Here is a 15,969-nt window from a genome sequence, read left to right on the forward strand (position 1 = left end):
CGGAACCTTCCGTATCGGATCGAACCTTCACGACCACCGTGGAATCGTCTCGAAGAGCTCCGAAGCGGAGTCGGCATCCCATTTTCCCGTTCAGTCCCCTGCTGCCGCACTGGTGACCGAGGACGCGCGCGGCCGGACTCGCGGCAGCACGTCCTCCGGCCGGACGTACCGGCCTCCCGCGTGGTCGGCGGCGCCCGTAACGACGGCGACCAGCGCGGCCGCCGAGTCTTCGACGGCCGTGAACCGCCCGGCCTGGCGGGCCTTCACCGTCCACGCCAGAATGTCGTCTTCCCAGGGGTTCCCCGTCCGGCCGCGGTCCAGATGAGACCGGGTCATCCCGGCGTCGACCAGCCCCGGGTCGAACGCCACCGTCACCCGCCCGGAGCCGGCCAACTCGCCGGACAGGCTCGTGGTCACCGAGATCAACGCCGCCTTGGTGGCCGCGTAGGCGCTCACGTACGGCCAGCCGATCGTGCCCGCCCGGCTCACCACGTTCACCACGCGTCCGGTGAGCGCGGGCAGCACCGCCCGCGTCACCCGCACCGCTCCGAAGAGCCCGACTTCGAACACCCGCCGCCACTGCGTCTCGTCCACCGTCCACAGCGGAGCGAGCGGACCGGGGACACCCGCGTTGTTCACCAGCACGTCGAGGCCACCCAGCTCGGCCACGGCCCGCTCGACCCCGCGGGTCACCGAATCTTCGTCCGTCACGTCGAGGCGCACCCCGGTCGCGGATCCGCCGGCCCGCCGGATCCCGTCGACGGTCTCCTCCAAGGCGTCCCGGTCGCGACCGGTGACGGCCACGGACAACCCCGCGGCGGCCAGCGCCTCCGCGAACGTCCGGCCCAGCCCGTGTCCGCCGCCGGTGACGAGCACCCGCAGCGCCGGGGGCCGTACCCGCTTGCCGGTCGAGGAGCGCGGGATCGACCGGACCCGCTCGATGGCCCGCACCCGTTTGTGCGGTGCCACGCGATCCGCGACGTAGGCGGTGATCTCCGCGAGGGGGACTCGCTCGTGAAGCACGACGTAGGCCTTCGGGATCTCGCCGGCGATCGGGTCGGGCACGCCCGCGACAAAGGCTTCGGCCACCGCGGGGTGGCCGGTCACCACCTCTTCCAGCTCGGCGGGCGAAACCTGGTGCCCCTTGTACTTGATCAGCGTCTTCGCCCGTCCGGTGATCCGCAGGAAACCGTCCGCGTCCCGGCTCACCAGGTCACCGGTGCGCAGCCAGCCGTCCGAGCCCGCCGACGCGCGGGCGATCTGCGGTCCGCGCAACCACAACTCGCCGCAGTCCGCTGCATCGCCCCCGGTGAACCGCACCTCGGTGCCCGGGACCAGCACACCGACGGAGTCGGGCGGGACCTCGGCACCGTCGGGGGTGAAGCTCACGCAGCCCGCCTCGGTCATCCCGAAGCCCTGCACCACCGGCACGCCGAGGCTCGCGGCGCAGCGGCCCGCGTCCACCGAGGGCAACGGCGCGCCCCCCGAGACGACCAGCCGCAGCGACGGCAGGGGCCGCCCGGCCGCACCGAGCTCGGCCACCACGCTCGGGACCAGGTACGCCAGTGACACGCCGTCTTCGGTGACGTCGCGGGTGAAGTCCGCGGCCGAAAACGGGGTCGCGCCGATGACCAGGGTGGCGCCCGCCCGCAGTACCGGGTTCATCGCCATCTGCATCCCGTAGACGTGGCGCAGCGGCGGCACCGACAGGACGACGTCGTCGCCCCGCACCCGGTGCAGGTGGGCGATCTGGCCGAGGTTGGCGGTCAGGTTGCGGTGCGACACCTGGATGAGCTTCGGCACGCCCAGGGTGCCGCTCGACCTCATCAGTACCGCAGTCCGCTCACCTCCGCGCGGGGACAGGGGACGCGGTGGCGTCGCCACGGCCTCGTCCCACGGCGTTCCGCCCGGCGTGCCGGGGCCGACGCAGACGGTCGGCAGCGGGAGTTCCGGTGGTTCGAGGGCCGTCTCGGCGATCAGCGCCTTCGCCCCGGTGTTGGTGATCGCGGTGCGCCACCGCTCGGCGGTGTCCCGCGGATCCAGCGCGAGCACCACCGCACCGGCCGCGAGGATCCCGTGGTAGGCCACCACGAACTCGGCGCTGTTCTCGGTCAGGACGACCACGGCGTCGTCATCGCCGACCCCGGCTCCCCGCAGCCAGGCCGCGAGCCCGGCGACGGCCGCGCGCAGCTGTCCGTAGGTCCATTCGACCCGCCCGCCGCGGGAGCGGTCCACCACCGCGACCCGGTCGTCGTCCCCGGCGCCCGGCCGCAGGACGTAGTCGCCGAGGTGGGTGTCCGCGGATACCTCCCAGGGCGCCGTCACGGCCGCACCAGCACCTTCACGGCTGCCCGGCCGGCCATCGCCGCGTAGCCCGCCCCGACGTCGTCGAGCGCCACCGTGCGATCGAACAGCGGCGACGGGTCCAGCTCACCGGCGATCACCCGGGCGGCCAGCTCCGGCAGGTAGCGGCGCGCCGGGGTGATGCCGCCGGTCAGGGTGATGTTGCGCAGGAAGCACATCGCGGCGTCGACCTGGCCGTGCGGGCCGCCGACCAGGCCGAGCACCCCGCCGTCCGCGCACGCGGCCATCGCGGTGTCCAGGGCGGACTGCTCGCCCACGGCGTCGACCACGAGATCGGCTCCGGCGCCGCCGGTGGCTTCCCGGACCGCCGCGGCGGCCTCCGCACCGCTGCCGGCCGTGATGACGTCGGTGGCGCCGAACCGCGTGCCGAGCGCAAGCCGCGGCTCGTGGTGCCCCAGCAGGAAGATGCGCTCGACTCCCGCGGCCCGGGCCGCGAGCACCGAGCCGAGCCCCACCGCGCCGTCCCCGACGACTGCGACCGCCGTCGAGCGGTCCGGCGGAACCTGGCGCAGTCCCTGACTCAGCGCGTGCCAGCCCGTGGACACGACATCGGTCATCGTCAGCAGGGCGGGGATTCGCTCGTCGTTCTCGTCGACGCGGACGGCGACCAGCGTGGCGTCGGCGAAGGGCACGAGGACCGCTTCCGCCTGCCCGCCGCCGGCCGCGACGCCCCACATCCCGCCTGCGGAGCACGAGGTGGGCACCCCGCGGCGGCAGGGCGGGCAGACGCCGTCGGAGAAGGTGAACGGCGCAAGCACGAAGTCCCCCGGCCGGACCGAGGTGACCTCGGCGCCGACGTCGGTGACGACACCGGCGAACTCGTGCCCGCAATTCGGTCCCTGCACCGGGCCGGGCCGGCCGGCGAAGCCGCGGACGTCGGTCCCGCAGATCCCGGCGGCGACCACCCGGACGACGGCGTCGGTCGGCGAGCCCGGCACCGGGTCGGGCACCTCGGCCACGACGACCTTGCCGGGCGCGATCAGCTGTGCGGCCTTCACCGCTCCCCCCGGTCCTTCTTGCGGGCCAGGGTGAGCCCGTCCGCGACGGTGAGCAGCACTGACTCGACGCGGTCGTCGTTGCGCACGTGGTCGTTGAACTCGCGGATGGCGCGGGCGTTGCCTTCCGCGTCGGGCGAAGCCGCCTCGCCGGCGTAGAGCACGTTGTCGGCCACGATGAGGCCGTTGGGGCGCAGTCGGGGCACGAGTTCCTCCCAGTAGGTGCGGTAGCCGACCTTGTCGGCGTCGAGGAAGGCCAGGTCGACGAACGGCTCCTCGGGCAGGCCGCGCAGGGTTTCGGCGGCGGGGCCGAGCAGCGGTTCCACGCGGTCGGCCACGCCGGCCGCGGTCCAGGCGGCGGTGGCGATCGGAGCCCAGCGGTCGGTCACGTCGCAGGTGATCACCCGGCCGGCCGGGCCCACGCCCTCGGCCAGCGCGAGCGTCGAGTACCCGGTGAAGGTGCCCACTTCGACCGCGACGCGGGCGCCGGTCAGCCGGGCCAGCAACGTCAGCAGCGCACCCTGTTCGGGCGGGACCTGCATTTCGGCCACCTCGCCCAGGGCGAGCGTGGCGTCGATCAGCTCGCGCTGGACGTCGGTGAACGGCGGGAGCTGGGCCCGCATGTAGTCGAGCACCTGCGGGGTGAGCAGCACCGCTTTCTCGGGCTGCTCAGTGGTTGTCGTCATGCGTTGGCTCCTTCCGCGAGAGCCGTCTCGGCGATCGGGACGAGACGGCCGATGTGCACCGGCAGATCGACCTGGAACTGGTTCACCGCGTCACGGTCGTAGCTCGCGCGCACCGGTCGTGCCGCGAGGTCGGCCAGGAGTGCTGCCACCCGCTCCCGCAACGCCGCGGTGAAGACGTGCGCGCAGACCGGGGCGCGGTCGACGAGGAAGAAATCGTCGAGCAGGGCCTGTTCACCCTCGGTGGGCGCGCAGTGGACGTCCCGTCCGGCGTCGCGCAGGAGCGACCCGCCGTCCGGCACGAGCCGGGCGGCCACCGTCATGTGCACGAGGCGGTTGAACTTCACGGCCACCTTCAGCGCCGACCCGGGGGCCGGCCGGGCCGCGGCGAGCAGGGCGGCGGCGTGCCGGTGGTCGCGCGCCCACGTGCCGCTCATCGCCGGGTGCCGGGCCGCCATCCGGGGCCGGATCACCGAGCAGTAGACCTCGGGGGTGCAGCTGCCCGAGTAGAGCAGCAGCGCCGAGTAGGTGTCGTGCAGGTCCGCGGCCTCGCCCAGGTCACCGCGGCCGAGAGCGGCGGACAGCAGCCGCCAGGCGCAGAAAGCGCCGTGGTGGCCCAGCAGCCAGCGGTACCAGGCCAGCTCGGCTTCGCCGTCGGCCGGCGGTGGCCCGGCGGGTTCGCCGGCGTCGCCGGTGTCCCCGGCGCACGGGGTGAACGGGTCCTGCGGCAGCGGAACGGTCAGCCGGGGCAGCGGCGGAGCGGTCACATTGCCACCTCGGCGACGTGCTCGTCCAGCACGTCGGCGGCCGCACGGATGTCCTCGTCGAGCGGGCGGTCGCGGGTGAGCGGCCGAACCCGCTCGGCCAGCGCCGCGACCAGGGCCGCGCAGCGCGGCGCGGACGGTTCTCGGTCGCCGATGTAGGCGGCTTGGCGCACCGCGACACCGAGGCAGCCGTGCAGCAGCCGCAGGAGACGGGTTTGCTCGTAGGCGGTCAGCGCCGCTTGCGTGCCGAACGGGACGACGTCCTGGTTGTGCAGGTTGGTGGGAACGCTCTGCATCGCCGCCGGCGTGCACGCCCGGCGCATCGCCACGACGAGCGACGTCGCCAGCACCTGCAGCCCCTGGATCGCGTGCTGCTTGCCCGGCTCGGCCGCGAGCATCGGGGGCCGCCCGCCGTTGCGGCCGGGGTCCACCAGGAGGTCGACCTGCCGCTCGGCGAGGTTGCCGACCTGGGTCACCGCCGAGGACAGCAGGTCGGCGGCGAAGGCAGCCGGCTGGCCGAAGAAGTTGCCGCCGTGCGCGACCAGGTCTTCGTCCGGGAAGAACAGCGGGTTGTCGCTGACCCCCCGCAGGTCGTCGGCGACGGTCCGGGCCGACCACCCGGCCGCCGAGTGGGCGGCACCGAGCAGCTGCGGCGTGCACCGAATGCTGTAGGGCTCCTGCAGCGGCCGTCCCGGCACCGGCGTGGTTCCCTCGAGCCACCAGGACAGCTCCCGGCCGGCCGCTGCGGCTTCGGGGTGGCCGAACGCCCGCAGCAGGGACGGTGCCAGGAAGGCGGGCGTGGCACCGAGAAGGTCGGCGAGAGCGGCCGTCAGCGCGAGCGCGGTCTTCAGGGAGCGTTGCGCCGACAGCACGGCGAGACCGGCGGCCGCCGTCGTCACCGACGTGCCGTTGACCAACGCCAGCGCGTCCCGGCCGTCCAGCTCGAGCGGGGCCAGGCCCGCCGCGCGCAGGGCGGCGGCGGCGGGCATCCGTTCGCCGTCGAAGTAGGCGTACCCGTTGCCGCGCAGGCTCTGCACGGCGTGCGCCAGGGGAACCAGGTCCCCGCTGGCGCCGACCGATCCCCACGTCGGGATGGCCGGGGCGAAGCCGGTGGCCAGCATCGCCAGCAGAGTATCCACTGTGGACAGTGACACGCCGGACAGGCCCCGCGCCAGGGACCGGGCGCGGACGAGCACCGCCGCGCGGGCCACCGGGATCGGCAGGTCGGGCCCCTGCCCGACGGTGAGGTGCTCCAGCACGTTTTCGCACTGCGCGGTGGCGCTTTCCCGGCCGTCGAAGACGACCAGCGGGCCGAAGCCCGTGGTGGCGCCGTAGACCTGGCGTTCGCGCCGCGCCAGCGTCGCCTCGACGAATCCCCGGCCGCGTTCGATGTCCGCGATCGCGGTGGTGGACAGCGAGAGGGACATCGGCCGGGCGGCAGCCTCGAGATGAGTCAGCTCCACGGGCGCCGAAAGGTCGAGGGAGGTGGTCGCGGAATCGATCGGGCTCATTGTCATCGCCCCTAATTCGGCCGAAGTGGTTTCGCAGTCATCGTCGGCCACCGTGGCCGCTTCGGCGGCGTTCCGGCGACCTTCGTCCAAGACGGCTGCCCGAAAGGCCGGACGTCCGTCCGAAGTGGCCACACCGGTCACGGGTGGCCGGTCCGGGATTCCGGCGAACTCAGCGCGTCGCCACGCCACTGAGGTAACGCGTCAGTGCCGCCGGTGTGGGATGGGTCCAGAGAACGCCCGCCGACAGCTCGATCCCGGTGTGCTGCTGCAGTTTCCCGCGGATGGCGATGCCCATGACCGAGTCCAGGCCGATGTCCGAAAACGGTCGTTCGGGTTCGATGCGGTCCTCCGGCACGCCGGTCTCCGCCGCCACCACACTCCGGATCACGGCCATCGCCGCGTCGGGCACCTCGTCCGCGGGCAGGTCGCGCAGGAGGGTGACCGGCTCCGCCGCCGCTCCCCCGTCCGGCTCGCCGCTTCGGGGATCACGGATGTGCTCGAAGAGCGCGCGGCGTCCGCCCGGTGGCGGCATGCTCGGCCGGACCACCAGCGCGTAGCCGTCGTCCGTGGTGTGCAGGCAGTTCCACACCCGCAGTGCCTCGGCCGGGGTGATGTCACCGAAGCCCTGGGCCTGCATGCTCTGCAGCCCGTCGGCGGTGAGCCTGCCCAGGCCGGTGTCCCGCCACACCGTCCAGGCGATCGAGGTGGTGTTCCCGCCCCGGTGCCGCCGATGCGCGGCCAGGCCGTCCAAGAAGGAGTTGGCCGCGGCGTAGGCCGTGCAGCCGGGCAGCACGACCAGCGGTGCGGTGGAGGAGAACAGCACCATCTCGTCGATGCTGCCCGGCGGGAACAGCTCGTGCAGGACCACCGCTCCCAGCACCTTGGCGTGCAGCGTCTCCCGGATCGAGTCCTCGTCCAGGTCGTCCACCAGGCGCCCGTGCACGGCTCCGGCCGCGTGGACCACGCCCCGGATCGGCGGCATGCGCAGGAAGTCCGGTGTCAGCGTCGCCCGTGCGGCGTCGGCGTCGGTCACGTCGAGCGCGAGCGGGAGCACGCTCACCCCCTGGCTTTCGAGCTCCTCGACGACGCCGATGGCGTGCCGGGTCGCCTCGTCGTGCCGGTCGTCCCAGGCCGACCGCGGTGGCAGGCCGCGCCTGCTGGTCAGGACCAGGCGACGGGCGCCCCGGGCGGCCAGGTGACGCGCCGCCTCCAGGCCGAGTGCGCCGAGACCGCCGGTCACCACGTAGGTGGCGTCGGGGCGCAGGTTCACCGGTGGCGTCCGGACCCGGTCCGGGCGGGGCACCACGCGCCCGGCGAGCAGCTCGCCGTTCCGGATGGCCAGCCAGTCCTCCGCCGGAGGTGCGTGGAGGACGCTCGCCACCAGCTCGAACGCGGCTTCTTCGGCGCCCTCCCCCAGATCCAGCACGCCACCACGCAACTGCGGGTGTTCGGAGGCGATCACCCGTGCGGCCCCCACAGGGGCCGATGCGTGAGGGCGGCCGGACTGGCGCAGGCCACCGCTTCCCGGGTGAGCACCCACAACCGGGTGCCCGGCCGGTCGGCTTCGACCACGGAACGGGTGACACCGACGAGCTCGGTGAGGTGGTCCACGGTCGCCTCGTACTCGTCTCCGGGCCGGGGCGCCGGAGGCAGATAGACCACGTGGTGTGGCTCGTCGCCCGCGGGCGGCGAGACGTCCTGGGCGTCCGCGGCGACCGTGCACCCGAAACCGGCCCGGACGAGGTGCTCGGCGAGCCGGTCCGCGAGCTCCGACGGTTCGGCCGAGACCAGCGTGACGGTGGCCGCGGACGTCTCGACGGCCGCGGCTTCCACCGGTTGCCAGGACAAGCCGTGCAGGAAGGTCCGCGGGTCGGCGAACAGGGTCCGGTCGGCGTCGAGAACACCGAACCGGAGCCCGGTGACCCGGGCGGCCGACTCTCCGTCGGCCCCGCGCAGATCCAGGTCGATGGTGTCGACGGTGCCGCTGCGCAGGCGTGCGACCAAGTGTGCCGAGGGCGGCGGCGCACCGGTCCACCCGACCGACTCGATCGACGCGGGCATGCGGTGGACGCCCTGCCGGGCCAGCGGCAGCGAGGCCAAGGTGGTGGCGGCGTCGAGGACCACGGCCCAGTGGGGCGCCCGGCCGGGCGTCGACACGGTCGCGTGCACCACCGCGTCGTCGTGCCGGAGGTCGTCCACCGTCCAGTCGAAGGCCAGCCCCGAAACCCCCAGCGGCCGGAGCAGGTCGAGCACCTCGTCGGCACCGGCGGGGACCGCCTGCCCTTCGGCCGGCTCGACCGAGCCGGCGCGCACCGCGGCCTCACCACCGTCGCGGGCCGAGGTGTGCGTGGTCCACGACGTCTCTTCGGACGCTTCCTCGAGCCGGGAGGAAAGCACTGCCCGCCCGTCCTGGCAAACGACCTGAACAGCGCGGTTCTGCTCGGCCGGCAGCGGCGTGCGCAGGACGACGTCCCGGAGGTGACGCGGCCGGCCGGTGTCGCCCGCGATCGCGTCGGCGAGCGTGCAGAGCAGCACGGAAGCCGGGACGATGTCCACCCCGTGCACGGTGTGCGGAGCGTCGTAGGGCCGGCTTTCGGGCGCCAGGGTCGTCTGCCACACGGCCGAGGGCGGCGCGGTGGCCGCCGTCAGCCGGGAACCGAGCAGGGTGCACGACGCCGGGTCGTGACCGCCGGTGCCCCGGTCCGCCGGCGCCTCGGGAAGCCAGTACCGGCGGTGCTGCCAGGCCGTGCGCGGCAGCTCGACGGCGGCCGAGCGGGGCCAGTGGGCCCGCCAGTCGACCCGGACTCCGGCGCAGTGCAGCCTGCCCAGCTGCTCGGTCAGCTCCGCGAGCGCCGGCTGCGCACGACGCAGCGAGTGCGCCGCGGTGACCGCCTGGACCGGCAGCGCCTCCGCGATCTGGGCGATGTTGTGGGTGACGACGGGATGCGGGGAGAGCTCCAGGAAGTGACGGTGGCCGTCCTGGAGCGCGGCCTCGATGGCCGCCGCGAACCGGACGGGCCGCCGGAGGTTCTGCGGCCAGTAACCGGAATCCCGCGGTGCGTCCGACCGCGGGTCGTCGAGAACCGTGCCGTACAGCGGCAACGACGGCGCACCGATCGACAACCCGCGCGCCGCGGCGGCGAGGTCGTCGACGAGTTCGTCCATGTGCGGGCTGTGGAAGGCGACGTCGGAAGCCACCTGGCGGACCACGCGGCCCTCGCCGGCCAGCACGGCCGCGTACTCCTGCACCGCGGCCGCGTCACCGGCCAGCACCGACCACCCACGGGCCGGTTCGATCGCCGCGGCCAGCCCGGCCCGGCCCGCCAGCCGCGCCTGCAGCTCGTCGAACGGCACGTCCAGCAGGACCATGCCGCCGAGGCCCGTCACCGAGTCGAGCAGGTTCGCGCGGCGGCAGGCGAACCGGGCGGCGTCTTCCGCGCTCCACACGCCCGCGACCACCGCCGCGGCGATCTCCCCCATGGAGTGACCGAGCGCCGCCACCGGTTCGACCCCCCGGGACCGCCACACCTCGGCGAGACCCAGGTGCATGGCGAACAGGGTCGCCTGGATGCGGCTGGTTCGGGTGCAGTCCCCCTCGTCGAGTTCGGCGATGAGCGAGTAGCCCACCTCCTCGCGGAAGATCGGCTCGAGCCGCTCGCACAGGGCCGCGAACGGCTTGCTCGCCCGGAGCAGCTCCCGGCCCATGCCAGCCCACTGGGAGCCGTGCCCGGAGAACACGAACACCGGCCCCGCCGCCGGCTCGGCCGCCCGGCCGTGCACGACCCCGGGCACCTTCGCCGACGCCGACCACGCCCGGAGGCGATCGACCGCCTCGCCGCGGTCGCCGGCGAGCACGGCGGTCCGCCACGGCAGGTGCGACCGGTGCACGGCCAGCGTGGCCGCCACCGCTCCGACGTCCTGCTCGCCCGTCTCCAGCGCGTCCGCGAGCCCGCTCACCGCCGGCGCGAGCGCCTCCCGGGTGGCGGCGGAGAGCAGGAGCAGGTGCGGGCCGTCGGTGGCGCCCCGCTCGGTGCCCGGTTCCACCGGGTCGCCTTCCGCCAGGCAGACGTGCGCGATGGTGCCTCCGTACCCGAAGCTGGACACCCCCGCGAGCTTCGGTTTGCCAGCGACTTCGGGCCACGGCGTCGGCTCGGTCACCACCTTGACCGATTGCTCGGCTTCGACCGCCGGGTTGACGCCGTCTCCGGCGCCCACCGTGGGCGGCAGGACGCCGGCCCGCATGGCCAGCACCGTCTTGATGACGCCGACCACGCCGGCCCCGGCCTCGAGGTGCCCCACGTTACCCTTGACCGAACCGATGAACAGGGGCGAGTCCGGCGTCCGGCCGGCGCCCAGGACGGCCGCGGCCGCGGCCGCCTCCACCGGATCACCGAGCGGTGTCCCGGTGCCGTGCGCTTCCAGGTAGTCCACGTCGGACGGGGTGATGCCCGCCTTTCCGTAGACGGACCGGAGCATCTCCTCCTGGGCGGCTCCGTTGGGGGCCATGATCCCGTTGGTGCGGCCGTCCTGCCGGACCGTGCTGGCGCGGACGACGGCCAGCACGTTGTCGCCGTCGCGGCGGGCGTGGTCCAGCCGCTTGAGCACCACGACACCGGCGCCCTCGCCGCGCCCGTAACCGTCGGCCGACGCCGCGAACGGCTTGCTCCGGCCGTCGGCCGCCAGCGCTCCCGACGCACCCAGCGAGAGGGTTTGCGCGGGGGCGGCGATCAAGTTGACCCCGCCCGCGAGCACGACGTCGCACTCGCCGGAGAGCAGCGCCTGCCGTCCGAAGTGGATCGCTGCGAGCGACGACGAACAAGCCGAATCCAGCGCCAGACTGGGACCGCGCAGGTCGAGGAAGTACGAAACCCGGTTCGCGACGGCGCAGTACGCCCCGCCGATGCTGCTCCACGGCCCGATCCGCTCGGGATCGTTCAGCAGCAGCTGCCCGTATTCCCCGCCACCAACGCCGATCAGCACCGCGGCGTTGGTGCCACCGAGCGAAAGAGGCGGAATACCGGCGTGTTCCAGGGCCTCCCAGACGACTTCCAGCACGAGCCGCTGCTGCGGGTCCAGCAGCACCGCTTCCTTGGGGGTGACGCCGAAGAACTCGGCGTCGAAGCTCGCGGCGTCCTCCAGGTAGGCGGCGCGCCGGACGGCTCGGTCCACCGCGGCCACGGCCGCGGGACCGCTCGCCCGGTACGAAGACCAACGCCCTTCGGGCAGGTCCCCGACCTCGCTCCGCGCCGCCGTCAAGCCGGCCCAGAAGTCCGCCGGACCGCTGATGCCGCCGGCCAGCCGCAGGCCGAGGCCCACCACGGCGACGTCGTTGCCCGGGGCACCGGAATTCGAACGCTTCATCGTTACCTCACAGATCTTTCTCGCATCCGGCGCCCTCCCCCGCGCCCCGGCCGGCTCAGCGGCGGGGCACGACTTCGAACTGGCCCATCATCGAGTGGGCCGCGTGGTCGAGGAAATGGCAGTGGAACGGGAACCGGCCGAGGTGGGAATCGAACGTGACCTGGATGCGGACCACGTCCCCGGGGTACAGCCGGACGGTGTCCTTCGGGAAGGAGTCGTGGGCGGGCTCGGGTTTGCCGTTCCGGTCGAGGACCCGGAACTGCACCAGGTGCAGGTGCATCGAATGCTGGATGCCGAGAGCGGCGTCGCCGTTGACGATCTCCCAGATCTCGGTCGAGCCGTGCTCGATCGTGGCGTCCACCCGGTCCGGGTCGAACCCGCGGCCGTTGATGAGGAACCGGCCGCTCGCGAGATCGAGCCCCAGGACGAATCGCCGCGTTCTCGTCGGCTGTCTTCGCGGCGGCTCGGTCGCCGGCCAGCCCGGGATCTCCGTCCGCGGCGGGGAAAACGCGGTGCGTGACCAGCTCGGGACGTCGCTCTCCCGCTCGGACGGCGGAGCACCGCCGCCGACCCGGAACTGCAGGATGTCGCGCTTGTCCGCGGACAGCGCCACCGCGTTCTGCAGCACGACGGCGGTGCCCGGCGGCACCGACCGGAAGTCCACCAGCACCTCGGCACGCTCGGCCGGCCAGAGGTCGATCTCCGGCCGCACCGCGGGGGCACGCAGGAAGCCACCGTCGGCGGCGATCTGCAGGAACGGCGCTCCGGAGGTGAGGCGGAACCTGAACATCTCCAGGTTCGATCCGTTGATCAGCCGGAGGCGGTACAGCTTCCGCTTGACCTCGAAATGGGGTTGCGGCCGCCCGTTGACGAGGACGGTGGGCCGGTTCGTGAAGTCGTCCGGCACGAAGGCGAACTGGCCCTCGCTGTCGAACTTCGCGTCCCGGAGCAGCAAGGGGACGTCGAATTCGCCGGTGGGCAGCGGAAGCCGCGTTTCCACCGGGTCCGAAAGCAGGTATGCACCGGAAAGTCCGCGGTAGATCTGCTCGGCTTCCAGCTCGTGCGTGTGGTCGTGGTACCAGAGCGTGGCGGCCCGCTGGTCGTTCGGGTACCGGTACACCCGGGCCCGGCCGGGCGCGATCGGGTCCATCGGGTGCCCGTCGCTCGACGCCGGCACGGCGGCGCCGTGCAGGTGCACCGTGACGGGGCTCCGCAGGCCGTTGAACTGCCTGATCACCACCTCGCGGCCACGCCGAGCGCGGACGGTGGGGCCGGGAAAACTCCCGGCGAAGGTGAGGGTCCGGGTCCGGAACCCGGGCAGGATCTCCAGTTCGGTCTCCGAGATCCGCATGTCGTAGAAGTCGGTGTCCGCCGTGCGGTGCGCGGGCTTCAGCACCGGGGGGACCGGCAACGGCAGTGAGAAGGGCGGCACGCCCGGCGGGTCGTCAGAGAGCGCGGACGCCAGCCGGTTCACCGGGAAGAGCACCGCCGCGCCCGCGGCGGAACCGAGTTTGAGCGCGTCTCTTCTGGTCAGCACGTCGATCACCTTCGAGAACTCGGAAAGCGAGCCGGTGCGCGGCGGCCGCGACCAGCAGGGAGAGCACGAACGAGTACCGCAACACGGTGACCGCCGCGGACAGCGTGTTGCCCCGGGAAATCCCGGTGCCGATGGTCAAGCTCGCCAGGGGAATCGTCGCCGAGGCGGTGAAGACGGCCACCGTCGCCGCGAAGACCAGCACAGCGGCGATGCGCCCCGCCGCCCACCGCCGCGCGGCGGCGACGGCGAGCAGCACGCCCGCCGTCGTCACGTGCGCGGCGAGCAGCGTGATGCCGGCGAAGTTGGGGACGGCGCTCGCCGCGATCGCGGGCGGCGGCGTGCGCGTCCCGCCCGCGCCGAGGTGGTGCCCGGCACCGATCGGCCCGGCCGGCGGCTCCGGTGGGGCAACGTCCGAACAGGACGACCAGTCGCGGAGCTGCCAGGCCACGACCGCCGCGAGGCCGACCGCGAGCAGGACCAGCGGAGTCGTGGAACGGGCTGTCACGGTGTCCGGCATGGCGCCACCCTTCCGCCCCAACGGCCGCGGATCAGTACATCGGGTGCGGGTTGGCCGACGTCGGCGGCGTCGGCTCGATGACGACCCAGTGCTCCAGCAGTTTTCCGTCCCGCACCCGGAACAGGTCGGCGCCGACACCGTCCTCCATGTCGAAGAGCTTCACCAGGTGTTCGAAGACCGCGACCAGATCTCCCTCGGCGACGACAGTCTTGACGTCGGCGCGGTACTCCGGCTGCGCGGCGAACGCGTTGTGCACGAACTGCTGCAGCGCTTCAGGTCCATTGGGGACGTTCGGGAAGTGCTGGTAGTAGGTGTTGTTCCCGATGTAGCGGTTCAGCGCCCGGAGACGGAGTGCGTCGTCGGGCTGGTTGACGATCTCGGCGAAGGCGGCGCGGCCGACGCGGGCGCTCTCGGCGTCCGTGGACAGCGGCAGCGACCGGGCGATCCGGGGCGAGCTGAGCGTGGAGAACATGTCGTTGCCGGTGGCCGCCGGCTGGACGGCCTGGTTGAGTTCCCAGTGTTCGGCGATCCTGCCCCGGTCGAGGCGGAAGAGGTTGACCTTGGCGATCCCCGCGTCGCCGGGCTTTCCGGTGAAGTGGCTGTGCACCACAACAAGGTCGTTCTGGGCGATGGTCCGCTCCACGACGAACCGGAGATCGGGATTCTGCTTCCGCAGGGCCGCGTGGTACGCGCGGAACGCGGACCGGCCGTCGGCGATCGCGGGGTAGTGCTGGACGAGGTCGGGGCGCACGACCTGGTCGAAGTACCCGAGGTTCCCGCGGTTCAGCGCGGCGTAGAAGCTCAGGACGACCGCACGGTTCGCCTGTTCCTTCGGGGAGGCGACGGACTCGAACGCGCTCGGCTGGTGGTGCCGCGGCGCGGCGGTGGCGGCCGGCCCGAAGGCGGCGATCATGGCGACGGAGAGGATGAACGGCACGGCCACCCGCGAGCGGCTTCGGGATCGAACAGTGCTTCTTGACATCTGGTTCCTCGCATTCCGGCGATTGTCGAAGCGGACTGTGCTTGGCGAAAGCGGTTGTCTCCGCGCCTCCCCGCCTGTGCCGGCCCGGAGGCGGGGAAGCCGTTCGCGGTCGTGTTCGCGAGGAGCGAGGTCAAGCCCCCTCCGACCGGCTCGACCTGCTCGGATCCGGCCCTTCCGGCCCGGTTGCACAGACCGTCCATCATGGCCCCGCGCGAGGTAAAGGGCCGGTAGTACCTGTCGGACGTTCGGCTAGCATCCCTGCCCCTTTGTCCCTGCGAGGTACTCCTGGCCTGCGCGGAGCCGACGACGCCACCCAGCTCACCGCCTGCTGCGGGCCGGGACTTCAGCGGGTGCCGTGGCCGCCGCCGTGGTTGCGCAGCCACAGATCGAAGTTGAGCGCGAAGTCGATCCCCGCGCGGGTGGCGTGGTCGGCGGCCGGGCGGTCCAGGCGGTCCCGGAGGCGTTGCGGTGCCAGGAACGTCCACACCGGCGCGGTGGGGGTGGCCAGCAGGTCGTGTGCCTGCTCGCTGATGGCGCGGTGGCAGGCGGGATCGTGGGTCACCGGGTACGGCGCCTTGGTCCGGGCGATGACGCCGGCGGGCAGCAGCGGCGCCACCGCCGCGCTTAGCAGAGATTTCTCCCGGCCGTCGAAGGTGTGGTGCGCCCAGGGGGTGTTGAAGGCGTACTCGACGAGCCGGTGGTCGCAGAACGGCACCCGTACTTCCAGCCCCACCGCCATGCTGAGCCGGTCCTTGCGGTCCAGCAGGTGGGGTAGCCAGCGGGTCAGGTGGAGGTGGAACACCTCGCGCATGCGGCCCTGGAGCCCGGTCTCGCCGTCCAGGCGCGGAACACCGGCGAGGGCGTCGCGGTACTGCGTCGCGCGGTGTGCCGCGATGTTCAGTTCGGCAGCGGCCTCGGGGCGCAGGAGGGCCTGGTAAGTACCGCTGTGACCGGTGAAGTACCGCCACGGGTAGCTCTCGGCACCGATGCGTTCGGGGTCGTGGAACCACGGGTAGCCACCGAAGACCTCGTCGGCGCTTTCGCCGGAGATGGCCACCGTGGTGTGCTCCCGGACGGCGCGGAACAACAGGTACAGCGAGGTGTCCATGTCCCCGAGCGCGGGTGCGTCCTTGGCCGCGACCACCGCCTGCCGGTGCCGGGGATCGGCCAGCTCGCCCGCGTCGAGCACGATGTCTCGGTGGTCCAGGCCGCAGTGCTCGGCGACGGCGCGTACGAACGGAGTGTCCGGGTGGCG

The 15,969-nt window shown here is 73.1% G+C and carries 11 protein-coding genes; all 11 read right to left on the reverse strand.

Annotation, left to right across the window (positions count from 1 at the left end; genetic code table 11):
* Positions 1–90: 90 nt before the first annotated feature.
* On the reverse strand, positions 91–2,325 hold the full coding sequence (locus tag HUT10_RS09835) for an SDR family NAD(P)-dependent oxidoreductase (RefSeq protein ID WP_176170899.1): 2,235 nt from the start codon (positions 2,323–2,325) through the stop codon (positions 91–93).
* Positions 2,322–3,362, reverse strand: coding sequence for an alcohol dehydrogenase catalytic domain-containing protein (locus HUT10_RS09840; protein ID WP_176170900.1), 1,041 nt, complete (start codon positions 3,360–3,362; stop codon positions 2,322–2,324). Before HUT10_RS09840 ends, HUT10_RS09835 begins: the two co-directional genes overlap by 4 nt.
* On the reverse strand, positions 3,359–4,045 hold the full coding sequence (locus tag HUT10_RS09845; RefSeq protein ID WP_176170901.1) for an O-methyltransferase: 687 nt from the start codon (positions 4,043–4,045) through the stop codon (positions 3,359–3,361). Before HUT10_RS09845 ends, HUT10_RS09840 begins: the two co-directional genes overlap by 4 nt.
* Positions 4,042–4,809: an L-tyrosine 3-hydroxylase gene (locus tag HUT10_RS09850; RefSeq protein WP_176170902.1), complete on the reverse strand. Its 768-nt coding sequence runs from the start codon at positions 4,807–4,809 to the stop codon at positions 4,042–4,044. The genes HUT10_RS09845 and HUT10_RS09850 overlap by 4 nt, the downstream gene beginning before the upstream one ends.
* Positions 4,806–6,317, reverse strand: a complete 1,512-nt coding sequence (locus tag HUT10_RS09855; RefSeq protein ID WP_176170903.1) for an aromatic amino acid ammonia-lyase — start codon at positions 6,315–6,317, stop codon at positions 4,806–4,808. Before HUT10_RS09855 ends, HUT10_RS09850 begins: the two co-directional genes overlap by 4 nt.
* A gap of 169 nt (positions 6,318–6,486) precedes the next feature.
* A complete protein-coding gene (locus HUT10_RS09860) occupies positions 6,487–7,743 on the reverse strand; it encodes a beta-ketoacyl reductase (RefSeq protein WP_176170904.1) in 1,257 nt (418 codons plus the stop codon).
* Positions 7,744–7,775: 32 nt separating this feature from the next.
* Positions 7,776–11,678 carry a type I polyketide synthase gene (locus tag HUT10_RS09865; RefSeq protein WP_176170905.1) on the reverse strand — a complete coding sequence of 1,301 codons (3,903 nt, stop codon included), beginning with the start codon at positions 11,676–11,678 and terminating at the stop codon, positions 7,776–7,778.
* 55 nt (positions 11,679–11,733) lie between these two features.
* Entirely contained in the window at positions 11,734–13,215 is a 1,482-nt protein-coding gene (locus tag HUT10_RS09870; RefSeq protein ID WP_176170906.1) for a multicopper oxidase family protein, read from the reverse strand.
* Positions 13,124–13,732 carry a hypothetical protein gene (locus tag HUT10_RS09875; RefSeq protein ID WP_176170907.1) on the reverse strand — a complete coding sequence of 203 codons (609 nt, stop codon included), beginning with the start codon at positions 13,730–13,732 and terminating at the stop codon, positions 13,124–13,126. The genes HUT10_RS09870 and HUT10_RS09875 overlap by 92 nt, the downstream gene beginning before the upstream one ends.
* 31 nt (positions 13,733–13,763) lie before the next feature.
* Positions 13,764–14,675: a nuclear transport factor 2 family protein gene (locus HUT10_RS09880; protein WP_176170908.1), complete on the reverse strand. Its 912-nt coding sequence runs from the start codon at positions 14,673–14,675 to the stop codon at positions 13,764–13,766.
* Between the two features lie 382 nt (positions 14,676–15,057).
* Positions 15,058–15,903 carry an asparagine synthase-related protein gene (locus HUT10_RS50805; protein ID WP_368660750.1) on the reverse strand — a complete coding sequence of 282 codons (846 nt, stop codon included), beginning with the start codon at positions 15,901–15,903 and terminating at the stop codon, positions 15,058–15,060.
* Positions 15,904–15,969 lie beyond the last annotated feature (66 nt).

Source organism: Amycolatopsis sp. Hca4 (assembly GCF_013364075.1).
Taxonomy (GTDB): Bacteria; Actinomycetota; Actinomycetes; order Mycobacteriales; family Pseudonocardiaceae; genus Amycolatopsis.

Bases quoted from the DNA above. Each gene is read 5' to 3' on its own strand.
- HUT10_RS09855 (WP_176170903.1), bottom strand. From the start codon at position 6,317: ATGAGCCCGATCGATTCCGCGACCACCTCCCTCGACCTTTCGGCGCCC.
- HUT10_RS09845 (WP_176170901.1), bottom strand. From the start codon at position 4,045: ATGACGACAACCACTGAGCAGCCCGAGAAAGCGGTGCTGCTCACCCCG.
- HUT10_RS09865 (WP_176170905.1), bottom strand. From the start codon at position 11,678: ATGAAGCGTTCGAATTCCGGTGCCCCGGGCAACGACGTCGCCGTGGTG.
- HUT10_RS09875 (WP_176170907.1), bottom strand. From the start codon at position 13,732: ATGCCGGACACCGTGACAGCCCGTTCCACGACTCCGCTGGTCCTGCTC.